The organism is Streptococcus sp. SI1, assembly GCF_030439945.1.
Lineage (GTDB): Bacteria > Bacillota > Bacilli > Lactobacillales > Streptococcaceae > Streptococcus > Streptococcus intermedius.
In genome coordinates, this window is the sequence record NZ_JAQFJE010000008.1 from 25,345 (window position 1) to 39,412 (window position 14,068).

The window sequence follows — 14,068 nt, forward strand, 5'->3', positions numbered from 1 at the left end:
AAATACTTTACTTTTTTCATGTAAAGGGTTACAATATAACTAAAGAAAGAATGGAGGTATTCCTATGCTACAAAGATATCAAAACATTATGGTTGCTGTTGATGGTTCTCACGAAGCCGAACTTGCCTTTGAAAAAGGGGTAAATGTGGCGCTAAGAAATAATTCACGTCTAACAATTGCACATGTTATTGATACACGTGCATTGCAAAGCGTTTCTACATTTGATGCAGAAGTCTATGAAGAATTACAAGAAGACGCAAAAAAACTCATGGATCAATATGCTGAAAAAGCCAAAGAAGCTGGTGTGGGAAATGTTGTCACAGTTGTTGAAATGGGAAATCCGAAAACCCTTCTTGCCACTGATATTCCAGAAGAACAAAAAGTTGATCTCATCATGGTCGGTGCTACCGGGCTCAATGCCTTTGAACGGTTACTGGTTGGTTCCTCATCTGAATACATCTTGCGTCATGCAAAAGTTGACTTACTTGTTGTTCGTGATAAGGAAAAAACATTATAATACAAAGATAAAGAGAGATTGGCATAAACCAGTCTCTCCTCTTTTTTATTCTTCATTTTTTTCACAATTTCGTTGATAAGCTTGAATCTGACGTTCGAGCTCTTTTTTGATAGCAGGTTCCGGTGCATAATTTTTTTCCCAATCATCTGGTTTTAAAATTTTATGAGTAACTGGGTCAAAGTGCGCTTTACCATCTGGGAAGAGTTTCCCCATATTCGCTTGGTGTACAATTTCAAATAAACGCTCAGGATCTACTCCCATTAAAACAAAACTACCATAAGTAAAATATAGCATATCAATCAGTGCATCTACTTGTCCAACGAGAGACATCTCTGCGTTACTCTTCTGTTTAACCTTATCGGAAGCTTTATCTATCGCTTTATGCAAAGATTGAACAGACTGATTGAAAATTTCTTCTGACGGACTGGCTGCACGTAAAAATTCCACTAGCTCTTCTACCTTGAAGCCTGCACGATGACGAGCACCCTCTGTTGTCCACAGAATGGGCTCTTCCTGCGTGCATTCATCCATTATCCCATGAAATTCTTTAACCTTATTAAAGTGGTGGTCGCTACTGATAAAGACTTTTTCACTCGCCAGAATACCAAAATGCTCCAAAGCCTTATGAATTCCGTCCTGACTATTACTGCTAGTAGTGTGTTTCGCAACTTCTTTCACGCGACTAGTTCCATTTCCCATAGCGATGGACATCCCAACCCCCGCTAACATTTCAACATCATTATCAGAATCACCAAAAGCCATGACTTGATTGATATCAAAGCCATATTCCTTTCCAACCAGCTTAATCCCCTCTAGCTTGGACATACCCTGATTGATAATGTCAGCTGCAAAAGGACTGCTGCGAGTGAATTTTAAATTTGGAAAATCGGCTTCTATAGATTGTGTTTCTCTCGGAGTCGCCAATATTAACACTTGATAAATCAGCTCTTGAATAGATTTAAATAAATCATTCTGTTGTTGAGGGAGCGCCTTACTGATTACATGATTGAAACCTTTATTGACCAAATGTGTCATCTTTTTCGGAACAAAACGGCTAGTCCATTGAGAAAACTTGCTCATGCCAAAGCTCATGATTTTTGAACCAACCATTCCTGATTTTGTCCCAAATGAAATTTCTATTTTATGCTGATGCGCATATTGAATCAAATGACGTAAGCTCGTTTTATCTATTGGCTTGGCAGAAATGACTTTCTCTTTTGAAAAAATATATTGTCCATTATAGGTCACTGCAAAATCTAAATCCAACTGTTCCATAAAGGATTGGACAAAAAAGGGGCCTCTTCCTGTTGCTAAACCAACTAAAATACCTTGCTGTTTTAAACTATGGATCGCTTGTTCTGTGGATTTCAAGACCGTCCGACTATCATTTACTAATGTCCCGTCAATATCAAAAAAGACTGCTTTGATTTCCATTCATTTCTCATCTCTTTCTTTTATGATACAATAATTATAGCATAGATTCAGGAGAAGCTCACTTATGACCAAAAGAATTCTAGTTTTACATACTGGCGGTACTATTTCCATGCAAGCTGACACCACTGGAAAAGTCGTCACAAATGAACATAATCCCATGAACCATATCGCAGTTCCTCTAGAAGGCGTTCAAGTGACTGCTCTTGATATATTCAATATTCCTAGTCCTCACATGACACCGCAGCACATGCTACAATTGTACAAAAGAATCAAGGCAGATGGAAAGCATTTTGACGGTGTTGTGATTACTCACGGAACCGATACTCTAGAAGAAACGGCATATTTTTTGGATACGATGGAACTTCCAAATATTCCTGTTGTTTTGACTGGTGCCATGCGAAGCTCTAATGAACTCGGGAGTGACGGAGTTTACAATTATTTGTCTGCACTTCGTGTTGCAAGTGATGAAAAAGCACGCGGAAAGGGTGTTCTAGTAGTTATGAATGATGAAATCCATTCTGCTAAATACGTAACAAAAACACATACAACAAATGTCAGTACCTTTCAAACGCCAACTCATGGTCCACTTGGATTAATTATGAAAAAGGAAATCCTCTATTTTAAAACTGCCGAACCACGCGTGCATTTTCATTTGAATAAGATTACTGGCTTGATTCCTATTATCCCCACCTATGCTGGAATGACAACCGAATTGCTGGATATGTTAGATTTGAAGAAAATAGACGGTCTCATCATTGAAGCCTTCGGAGCTGGGAATCTACCACAAGAAGTGGCACAAAAGCTCAGTCATATGACTGCTTGTGGTCTCCCAATTGCATTGGTATCTCGTTGCTTCAATGGCATTGCAGAGCCAGTTTATGCTTATGAAGGAGGCGGTGTGACCCTTCATGAAGCAGGGATTATGTTTGTTAAAGAATTAAATGCTCCTAAAGCTCGTATCAAACTTCTCATCGCCCTTAATGCTGGACTTCAAGGGCAGACATTAAAAAACTACATAGAAGGCTAGAGTTCTTATATAGATAAAAAGCCTCGATTATTTCGAAGCTTTTTAGGAGATTTTATGTTTAGGAGATTTATGAAAAAAAGTTTTTTAACTCGCTTGTTTTTTAGTTATCTACCATATATTTCTAATTCCTTTCCTGTATTTTTGAATGTTTTGTTATAATTCACTTTAATGTTTACTGTCATTGGACTTACCTCTTTCTTTTTGATGAATTTAGTATAGCCTGAAAAACTTAAAACAGGCTTATAGATTTCTTTCAGAAAACTTAATTCTAAAGAGGCTATTGCAAAACGCCTCAATTTGAAAATATACGTTGCAATAAACCAATGACACAATAGCTAATTGACTTTTAGTTATTGGTAGAACTTGCGAAACAGGGTCTCAAGGCTATTCACTTTTCAAGTTTAGTAGAGTTTTTAGGTGAGAGATAGGACTAAAAAATTTTAGTCCTATCTCTCACCTTTTTTGATGTATCCATCATGCTGACTAAAGTCAGTCCAAATAACCCTGCTTATCCAAATAAAGTGCTACAATATGCCAATCTGCATGCGTTCGCCAATCAGGAATAGATACAATTTGGCTAGCAACTTTTTTGGCTTCCTCTAAAATCGGATAATCCTCTACAATATCCGCCACCTGAAATTCTGGTAAACCAGACTGCCGAGTGCCAAAGATTTCACCAGAACCACGCATTTTCAGGTCTTCCTCAGCTAAGACGAAACCGTTAGTCGTTTCTGTCATGATTTTCATGCGCTTCTTACCAGATTCAGTCTTGGGATTAGCCACGAGAACCGCATAAGATTGCTTGTCTCCACGTCCTACCCGCCCGCGCAATTGGTGGAGCTGACTGAGCCCAAAACGATCCGCATCCATGATTAGCATAACCGTAGCATTTGGCACATTAACACCGACTTCAATGACTGTTGTAGATACCAGAATATCTATTTTTCCTCTCTTAAAGCCCTGCATAATGGCATCTTTTTCATCGTTCTTCATTTTACCATGTAGCAGAGACACTTGTGCTTTGTCACCGAAATAAATCTTTAATTCCTCTTCCAAAGCAATAGCATTTTTTAGATCCAGCGCTTCTGACTCCTCAATCAAAGGAGAGATGACATATACCTGAGCACCTACTTGCAGCTCTTTCTCCAACCAATTGAGAACCACATTCAGCTGCTCGTGCTTGACCCAGCGAGTGATAATCGGCTTACGCCCCACTGGCATTTGATCAATAACCGACACATCCATATCGCCAAAGGCAGTGATCGTAAGTGTCCTCGGAATCGGTGTTGCAGTCATCATGAGAACATCAGGATTATCCCCCTTTTCCCGCAGAACCCGTCTCTGCTCCACTCCAAAACGATGCTGCTCATCAATAATTACTAGGCCCAAACGATGATAGGAAACTCCTTCTTGAATCAGGGCATGGGTTCCAACAATCATATCCACCTGTCCAGTTTTAATAGCATCTAATGCCTGCTTTCGTTCTACTAATTTCATTCCTCCTGTCAACAGAATTATCCGTAACTCAGGAAAAAGCTGAGTGAGGCTAGCAAAGTGCTGTTCAGCCAAAATTTCAGTCGGTACCATAAGAGCAGACTGCACCCCAGCTGAATAAGCGGCATACATAGCTAGACACGCAACCACTGTCTTTCCACTACCAACGTCTCCCTGTAAAAGTCGGTTCATGTGGATCGGGGCTTGCATATCCTGTAGAATGTCATCGAGACTCCGTTTCTGGGCATCCGTTAGCTCAAAAGGGAGCAATGACAACTTCTTCTCTAATAAATCATCTCGCCACGGGATAGCAAATCCGTGACTCACATCCTTGCTTTCCCTCTTTAAAACCTGCAATTGCATTTGAAAGTAAAAAAGTTCTTCAAATTTAACCCGCCGTACAGCTTGCTTGTATTCTGCCAAATCTTTTGGAAAATGCATCGCGCGCACAGCTTGGCTACGTCCCAATAGTTGATAATGATCTAGCAGAATTTGAGGCAGATTTTCTTCCAATAGAAGGTCTAGGCCTTGGTCAAAAGCTATTTTAATAGTCTTTACTAAACTCGCTTGACTAATCCCCTGAGCCACCCGATAGACTGGCTGCAAATCATCTTCTACTTGTGCTAAAATTTTCATTCCAGTCAAACCAGCCTTGGCCTTATCCCATTTGCCAAAAATAGCAATAGTTGAACCAAGTGCTACCTTATCTGCTAGATAAGGCTGATTAAAAAAGTTGACGGCAAGGACCACTTCACCTTGCTTGATAGTAAAACGCAGGCGATTACGCTTATAACCATAATACTGCACGTTAGCCGGTGTAACGACCACTCCTGAAACAACTGCCCTTTCACCATCTTCCAATTCTAACACATTTTTACTTTTAAAGTCTTCATAACGAAATGGAAAATAGAGCAGCAAATCCTGCAGGTTCTCAATACCAAGTTTACTCAATTTTTCGGCAGATTTTGGTCCTACACCTGGCAGAACCGTTAAAGGTTGGTGTAAATTCATAATTCCCCTTCAGTTCTGTTTCTCAAAAATTTATAAAAGCAGACTAAAACAGATCCCCTCTGACAAATCTTTGGAGTGTTTCCGACTGCTTTTAAATGTTAACTCACTTTTTATAGATTCTAGGTACACGGTCACTAAGCAAACAGACCACTTCATAATTAATCGTTCCACGTTTTTCTGCCACATCTGTTGCAGAAATAACCTCTTCCCCGCTTTTTCCGATGAAAACAACTGACGTACCAATAGGATAAAATCGAGGCAAACGAACGGTAATCTGATCCATAGACACACGTCCAACAACGGGACAAGCTTTCCCATCAATTAGAACATTAAAACCTTGCATATCTCGCGTCCAACCGTCAGCATAGCCTAATGGAATCGTCCCAATGAACTGTGGGCTATCGCTAGTGTAAGTAGCTCCGTAACCAATATCTGCCCCTGCTTCTAATTGCTTCACATGAACCAGTTCTGAAATTAGAGAAAGAGCCGGTTTCATTTCATAAGGAAGCTCCAAGGTACGGCCGCTGGGATTGAGGCCATAGATTATATCACCCAAACGAACTGCTTTCATAACAGTATCTGCATGCCAAAGAGTCGTCGCAGAATTGCTAGCATGAACAATCGGGGGAACAATATCTAATCGCTCTAGAATTTCTTTAAAACGTGCTAACTGTGCCTCAAATTTTTGCGTATCTGCCTCATCAGCTGTCGCAAAATGGGTGAAAATTCCTTCGACCTGAGCACCTACTTTTTTCAAACGATGAATCGCTTCTTGAGCGTCTTGGCTATTTCGAAAACCAATCCGACCCATTCCAGAGTCGATTTTTATATGAACAACCAATCCAGTTACATCTATATTTGATTGTAACAACAAATCAATCCATTCTAAACTAGCAACCGTATAAGTAATCTTGTATTTCATTGCCAATGGAACAGACTGGATAGTTGATACTCCCAGAACCAGAATTTTTTTTGAAATACCAGCTTCTCTCAGTTCCAAGGCTTCATCAATATTGGAAACACAAAAACCATCCACAATTGGCTCGATAGATTGCGTAACAGCAACTGCACCGTGACCATAGGCATCTGCTTTAACAACGGCCCATTTTTCAACATCATCTGGTATATGTGCCGCAATTTGTTTTATATTAAAATGGATAGCCGCTAAATCCACAATTGCCTTAGTAGGTCGATGATTACTCGTTTTCATGATATTCCTCCAAAATCACACTAGCTGTAACAATATTACCTGCATGGCTGATCGATACCCAGACCTTGCCAGAAAAAGGGGATTTGGTGAAAATAGGCGCTCCTTTTTCATTATTTAAAATTTCTAAATCCTGAAAAGTGACACAACCAATGCCAGTTCCCCATGCTTTAGAAAACGCCTCTTTAGCAGACCAACGCCCCGCCAAATATTCCATTTTTCGCTTACCAGTCAGCTTTTCAAATCGGTCAAATTCTGCGGCTGTCAAAACTTTCTTGGCAAAGCGAGCATTTTTTTCATAAACTTTTTGAATAGAAGAAATTTCCTCTATATCAATACCATGTCCTTTAATCATCTTTTTAAAAAGAGTTGAGACTAGTCTCAACTCCATCCTTTTTATTTTTCATTTTTAGATAGGGTAGTATAAATTTCCTTGACTAATCTGACTGTATTATCCCAACCCAAACAAGGGTCTGTAATGGATTTTCCAAACACTTCAGGCTCATTTTGACGGCCATCTTCTAAGTAAGACTCAATCATAAAGCCGCGTACAACTTTTTTGATTTTCTCATTCCAATCACGATTGATTAAAGTTTGACGGACAATCCGCACCTGTTCTAAATACTGTTTTCCAGAATTATCATGGTTGGTATCAATGATGATAAAAGGATTTTCTAAGCCCATTTTTTCATATTGAGCAATCGTATCTAGTAAATTATCATAGTAATAATTTGGAATGTTCTTTCCGTATTCATCAAGACCACCGCGCAGAATAGCATGCGCTAAGGGATTGCCTGAAGTCTCTACTTCCTTACCAGCAAACAAGAAACTTTGTTTGTTTTGGGCTGCATAAATCCCATTAAACATAACATTAAGATTTCCAGAAGTGGGGTTTTTTAAACCAGTCGCAACGTCAGCTCCACTAGCTACAAAACGGTGTTGCTGATCTTCCACAGAACGTGCCCCAACAGCCATATAAGAAATCAAATCATCTACTAACGGAAGATTTTCCGGATACAGCATTTCATCAGCTGTCGTCATTCCCGTTTCTGTAATAACACGATAATGCAAATTGCGCACTGCTTTAATGCCATTGATTAAACTTGGGGCTGCTTTCGCATTTGGTTGATGAATCAAGCCTTTATAGCCGTCACCATTGGTACGAGGTTTTGCCGTATACACACGCATCACCATAAAAATACGGTCTTTTACCTCTTCTTGAAGGGTAGATAAACGTTTTGCATATTCTAGAACAGCTGCTTCATTATCAGAAGAACATGGGCCAATAACCAACAGAATTCGATCATCTTCTCCGCGAATAATTGCGTCTAGTTCCCGATCTCGTGCTTCTTTCTTGGCTAAAGCATCTCCTTCTAATTTTGATATATTGCGAACTTTTGCTACATCAATTGGCTGACTAGTTGCTTTAAATGTCATAATCTCCCCCTATACACTACTTATCTATGGCGCCCATGACAATTTTTAAACTTCTTACCAGAACCACATGGACATAAGTCATTGCGCTTCACTTTTGTCAAATCGATATCACTAGGTAAGCCAGATTTTTGTGCTGCAATATTACGTGTTGCCGTTGTACTGATATGGTGTTCTGTCCGTGGACGCTCTTGCTCATGAATTTGAGCTTTCATCATCAACCGTGTAACATCAAACTCAATCGAACCAATCATATCATTAAACATGCGGAAACTTTCTGCTTGATATTCAACAACCGGATTGTTTTGTGCATAACCTCGGAGTCCAACAGCATTACGTAATTGATCTAAAGCATCAATATGGTCAGTCCATTTATTGTCCACTACACGCAGAATCAAAACTTTTTGGAATTCTCTGATTGATTCTTCATCTCGCAATTTTGCGACCTGATTGTCATATACTTCCAGTGCTCGTTGATACAAGTTTTCCTTTATTTCATCATCTGATAAATCGATTAAGTCTGATATGTTGATAGAATCTTCGGGCACCAGATTATATTTAGCAAAATTCACAATAGCTTCGATTTTTTCTTGCTGTTCGGCACGACTATTGCCATCTACAAAGCGATTAATAGTCCGCTTCATCATAGCGTGAATTTCCGGTGCTAAATCACGATCAGCCGTAATGACATCATAACGTTGTGCATAGATAATCTCACGTTGCTCACGCATGACATCATCATATTGAAGGACTTGTTTACGTGTATCGTAATTGTTCCCTTCAACACGCTTTTGGGCTCCTTCCACTTGACGAGTAAACATTTTGGATTTGATAACCGACTCTTCTTCACTCATTTTGAAGCGTTCCATAACTGCTTTAATCCGCTCTGAACCAAAACGACGCATGAGCTCATCTTCAAGTGACAGATAAAATTGCGACTCCCCTGGATCTCCCTGACGTCCGGAACGACCACGAAGCTGATTATCGATACGGCGACTTTCATGACGTTCTGTACCAATGACACAAAGCCCACCTAACTCGCGAACGCCTTCACCAAGTTTAATATCCGTACCACGACCAGCCATATTGGTTGCAATCGTTACAGCACCTCGCTGACCAGCATTCATAATGATTTGCGCTTCTTTATAGTGATTTTTCGCATTCAATACTTCATGAGGAACTCCAGCTTCGACTAATTTTTTAGAAATATAATCACTCGTTTCAACAGCAACTGTCCCCACAAGTACAGGTTGCCCTTTTTCATGACGAGCTTTCACATCTTGGACAACTGCTTTAAATTTTGATTCAATACTTGGATAAAGAAGGTCTGGGTGATCAATACGAGCCACCGGACGGTTGGTAGGAATCGGAATCACTCGAATGTTATAAGTTTCGCGGAATTCTTCTTCTTCTGTCTTGGCCGTTCCCGTCATCCCCGACAATTTCTTATACATACGGAACAGATTTTGGTAAGTGATAGAAGCTGAGGTCTTCGTTTCATCTTGAATTGGTACACCTTCTTTAGCTTCAATTGCTTGGTGGAGTCCATCAGAATAGCGGCGACCTTCCATTGTCCGACCTGTAAATTGGTCAACAATCAAAATTTCCTGTTCTTCACTAACCACATAGTCAATGTCCAACAGCATAATATAATTTGCACGAAGAGCATTGTCAACAAAGTGAGTCAGTGCTACATTTTCAATGTCATACAGGTTTTCTAGTTTGAAATAACTTTCTGCCTTATCAATCCCCGAATCAGAAAGTCCAATAGTTTTAGACTGAACATCAATAATATAATCATCTTTGTTTAATGATTTTACAAAGCTATCCGCCATATGATAAAGCTGATTTGTATCAGACGAAGTTGGTCCAGACACAATTAAAGGTGTACGAGCTTCATCAATCAAAATAGAGTCCACTTCATCAACCAAAGCATAGTTAAGTGGGCGTTGCACCATATTTTCAGCACGCACTACCATATTGTCGCGCAAATAATCAAACCCAATCTCTGCATTCGTTGAATAGGTAATATCGCAAGCATAGGCTTCTTTCTTTTCTGCTGATGACTTTGCGGCAAGGTTAATACCAACAGAAAGTCCCAACCAAGAGTACAATTCACCCATTTCAGTTGCATCACGTTCTGTCAAGTATTCATTGACCGTAACAACATGGACACCTTCACCAGATAATGCATTCAGATAAACCGGCATGGTCGCTGTCAAAGTTTTTCCTTCTCCAGTACGCATTTCTGGTACATCTCCATGGTGTAAGACAATTCCTCCCATAATCTGTACGGGGTATGGGAAGAGGCCCAACACGCGCTTTGCCCCTTCACGGACAACGGCAAAGGCCTCGTAAAGCAAATCATCTAATGACTCGCCATTTTGATACCGTTGCTTGAATTCATCTGTCTTTGCTTTCAAAGCTTCATCTGACAAAGCAGCCATTTCGTCTTCATAAGCTATGACTCTCTTTGCCATTTTTTCTAGTCTTCTTAACTCACCTTTATCGTTTTCGATAATTGTTCTTAAAATATTCGCCATTTTCTTCCTTACTTGTCATAATTTTTATTTAAAACGCTCTTTTCATTATAGCATTTTTTGCTACATCTTTCAAGAAAATTAAAAGATAAAAACGGCAGTTCCATTTGACACCGCCGTTTTATATTCTTATTCTTTTAAGTGATAAGAATAGCTAGCTACAACAACATTTTCATGCCATCTGAGAAAATATTTCAATTTCAGACTCATTTGATTATGTAGCATATTTTGCCAGCTATGATTTGGAATGAACTGTGGCACTAATACCGTCACAGTATAACCTTTCTTCTGTGCATTACGAGCGACTTTTGTCACATACTGTACTGTTGGTCTGATGATATTACGGTAACTTGTTTCTACATTGACAAATTGGATATCTGAAAAATAGTGTTTAAATTCACTTGCTACTTCTTCATCTTTTTCTTGTGTTTCTTTAGTAGATACGTGCATAGCGATCACTTCATCACCAATACTACAGGCATAATTCATCGCACCGGCACTAACACGCGTAACATTCCCAACAAGGACTAAAACCAGATTGCCTGCATAGTTCACTCGTTCGACTTCTTTATTCAAGCGCAGTTGCTTAGCGACTTTATTATAATGATTTTTGATTGTTAAGAAAATCCAAAGCAAAATAATAATAATTGGGAAGAATGGCCAGATATCTCGCAAACGGAAAAGCAACAAAATCGCCACAATTGTGTAACAAATCGCTGCACCCAGAATATTTGTTACAGAATATTTTAAGAAATGTTTTCCATGCTGTTTGCGCCAATGTAGGACCATTCCTGTTTGAGAAAGCGCAAAAGGTACAAATACACCAATCGTATAAAGTGGAATGAGCCGCTCAGTATTCCCGTTGAAAATCAACAACAGAAAAATTGCACCAATAGCCAAGGTCAAAATCCCATTTGAGTAGCCAAGGCGAGCGCCCTTCTCCATATACATATGTGGCATATATTTATTTTTTGCCATATTGTAAGATAGCATAGGAAAGGCCGAAAAGCCTGTATTAGCCGCCACAGCAAGAATGAGAGCTGTTGACAATTGGAAAACATAAAAAAGAAGCTGTCCAAGAGGTGAATTTCCTAAAATAGCCTGCGCCATTTGAGCAAGCGTCGTAACGCCCTTTATCGGAACAATTCCAATCCAATAATTTAAAAAGGTAATGCCAGCAAACATAAATCCAAGAATCGCTGCCATAATTGCCAAAGTTTTTGCCGCATTTTCAGCTTTTGGTGTTTTGAAAAATGGGACAGAATTTGAAATAGCTTCCACACCTGTCAAAGAGGCTGAACCGCTCGTAAAAGCACGTAACAGAAGCACTAAGCTAACACCTGAGATGGATTTTCCGATAGGAGCCGTTGCATGATAGGATAAATTTCCCAGCAATAATTGCAATAAGCCAAAGCCAATCAAGAAAACAGTACTTGCGATAAACAAATACACTGGAATCATAAGAGAAACTGCAGATTCCCGCAAACCACGTAGATTCATCAACATTAAAACCAGCACTAAAATAATAGAAATATGCAAATTATAAGGATGCAAAGCAGGAATTGCTGACGTAATCGCATCTGCCCCAGACGAAACGGATACCGCTACTGTCAACATATAATCAACCAGCAAACTACCACCTGAAATCAGACCAGCTTTTGGTGAAAGATTTTCCGTTGTAACCATATAAGCCCCACCACCTTGTGGATAGGCATGAATCACCTGACGATATGAAATAGTCAAACTAGCCAATAAAATCAGCACCACAATGCCAATTGGTAGCGACCACCAAATCGCACCAGCAGATACAGATACCAACACTAAAACAACTTGTTCAGGACCATAAGCAATCGAAGATAAAGCATCACTTGATAACATAGCTAGAGCTTGCAACTTTGTTAATAGGTTTTCTTCTTCTCCCTCATTGCTTGATTTCAAAGGGCGCCCGATAAAAATATTCTTCAACTTGGAAAACATTTTTTTCTCCTAAATTTTTCAATATCAGCCATTATAACGTTTTTCTGAAACACTATCAACGTTTTCTGAAAATGACATCAATTTTTAATATAACTGACAATTCCTGCAAAAATATAAGGATTATACCGTTGGGATCGCTTTGCAATTACGTATAAAAATAAGTAAATTAATGGAGAACTATGTTATAAGGTTTTAGATTTGAAAAAGCAAGCACACTCCGTGAAACTTCTGTTTTTTACTTGGCGAACTTTTTCGACTCATACTATTTTACTTCTTGATTTGGTTTAATGAAGTATTGCAAGGCAATACGATTCTCTGGATGTCTATCAACAAGATAGAGCACTAGTAAGAAAAACCATTCCAGTGGTTTCATAAGAAAATAAATCAAATCTGCCTGCCAAGCTTTCTTAATGTGCCGCGAAATAGGATAGCCGTAACGGTCATAAAAATCTCTGATGAGACGGTGGGTTTTAGGCATTTTTTCTTCTAGAACTTGCTCAAAAGCATTAGCAACGAGGAGCTGGCGGTTAACCATAATCCGATGTCCGTGCCGAACACCCATACGAAGTGGTTTCACGATTTTTCGATGTCCTGAAGCACCTACAGTACACAGATAATGTTCATCATAAGTTACACTAGGCGGTGATATTTTTTGTGACAGCGTCCAATCACTAGTATTAATCCACATTTTAATTAAAGCAGCGGGCTCTTGACCAAATAAAGTCAGAATCATAAGGGCAACCCCTAAGATAGGTAGGAGTAACAGCAGAGCCATAACTGGAAGATGATAGCTTTTTGATAAGAAGCCAGCTAATTTTGTTCGCCAAGGCTTCTGATAAGTAACCTGATGTTGCTGCTGATTCCATGAATGAATCGTCTGAGCGATAACGCGCAGACAAATAAGAGCATAATTCCAAGGCATAAGACACATGAGAACATAGGCTGGTAAACCCAGTGAGTTAGAAGTAACATTAGTGATAATTGTAAACATTTGAATAGACCAGATAAAAGAAAGGGCGATTCCAAGATAAAGCAGTCCTATACAACTGGCCAGGACTAGAGGCGGTAGTTTTTTGAAAGGAATAAAATTTAAAACAAAGTACCCAACAAGACTCAGCAGAATTAATGTAACAAAAGTCGGAATAGCATCTGGCCAAATTGGAGCGTGTAGAGCGTCATTCACATTTACTTCAGTCCAAGGATTGTCACTAATCTTAAATATTTGATTCCCAACAAAAATTGTCAACAATGGTCCGAAGGTAAGGATTAATATGTCATTAGTATCTGTATTTGATTTTTTTACTAAATCTGTGTTTAGTTTTTTTGCTGATGTAAGACCATTTATCGTTTTAGTAGTAACAATGATTGGGATTGCTATCAACAATAATATTAGAGGTAAAACAATAAATAAACCAAGCATTTTTTCT

Annotated in this window: 10 protein-coding genes; 2 read left to right on the forward strand and 8 right to left on the reverse strand. The window is 39.2% G+C overall.

Annotated features, from left to right (window positions below):
• The first annotated feature begins 64 nt into the window (after window positions 1–64).
• Window positions 65–517 (forward strand): universal stress protein, encoded by a 453-nt coding sequence (locus tag PCY10_RS09165; RefSeq protein ID WP_003028799.1) that lies wholly within the window; start codon window positions 65–67, stop codon window positions 515–517.
• Between the two features lie 45 nt (window positions 518–562).
• On the opposite strand, the gene PCY10_RS09170 is transcribed toward PCY10_RS09165, so the two are convergent.
• Window positions 563–1,951: a Cof-type HAD-IIB family hydrolase gene (locus PCY10_RS09170; RefSeq protein WP_301559008.1), complete on the reverse strand. Its 1,389-nt coding sequence runs from the start codon at window positions 1,949–1,951 to the stop codon at window positions 563–565.
• Between the two features lie 64 nt (window positions 1,952–2,015).
• Between PCY10_RS09170 and PCY10_RS09175 the strand changes: the two genes are divergently transcribed.
• Entirely contained in the window at window positions 2,016–2,978 is a 963-nt protein-coding gene (locus PCY10_RS09175) for an asparaginase (protein WP_021003147.1), read from the forward strand.
• 489 nt (window positions 2,979–3,467) lie between these two features.
• On the opposite strand, the gene recG is transcribed toward PCY10_RS09175, so the two are convergent.
• The 7 genes from recG to PCY10_RS09210 form a co-directional block, all read right to left on the reverse strand.
• Window positions 3,468–5,483, reverse strand: coding sequence for an ATP-dependent DNA helicase RecG (recG, locus tag PCY10_RS09180; RefSeq protein WP_021003148.1), 2,016 nt, complete (start codon window positions 5,481–5,483; stop codon window positions 3,468–3,470).
• Window positions 5,484–5,586: 103 nt separating this feature from the next.
• Entirely contained in the window at window positions 5,587–6,693 is a 1,107-nt protein-coding gene (gene alr / locus PCY10_RS09185) for an alanine racemase (protein ID WP_021003149.1), read from the reverse strand.
• A complete protein-coding gene (gene acpS / locus PCY10_RS09190; protein ID WP_009569309.1) occupies window positions 6,680–7,045 on the reverse strand; it encodes a holo-ACP synthase in 366 nt (121 codons plus the stop codon). Before acpS ends, alr begins: the two co-directional genes overlap by 14 nt.
• A 41-nt stretch (window positions 7,046–7,086) precedes the next feature.
• Window positions 7,087–8,127 (reverse strand): 3-deoxy-7-phosphoheptulonate synthase, encoded by a 1,041-nt coding sequence (locus PCY10_RS09195; RefSeq protein WP_021003150.1) that lies wholly within the window; start codon window positions 8,125–8,127, stop codon window positions 7,087–7,089.
• Window positions 8,128–8,147: 20 nt separating this feature from the next.
• Window positions 8,148–10,667: a preprotein translocase subunit SecA gene (secA, locus tag PCY10_RS09200; RefSeq protein ID WP_021003151.1), complete on the reverse strand. Its 2,520-nt coding sequence runs from the start codon at window positions 10,665–10,667 to the stop codon at window positions 8,148–8,150.
• 126 nt (window positions 10,668–10,793) lie between these two features.
• On the reverse strand, window positions 10,794–12,641 hold the full coding sequence (locus PCY10_RS09205) for an APC family permease (RefSeq protein ID WP_021003152.1): 1,848 nt from the start codon (window positions 12,639–12,641) through the stop codon (window positions 10,794–10,796).
• Between the two features lie 262 nt (window positions 12,642–12,903).
• Window positions 12,904–14,061, reverse strand: a complete 1,158-nt coding sequence (locus PCY10_RS09210; protein ID WP_021003153.1) for a DUF6688 family protein — start codon at window positions 14,059–14,061, stop codon at window positions 12,904–12,906.
• Window positions 14,062–14,068: the final 7 nt, after the last annotated feature.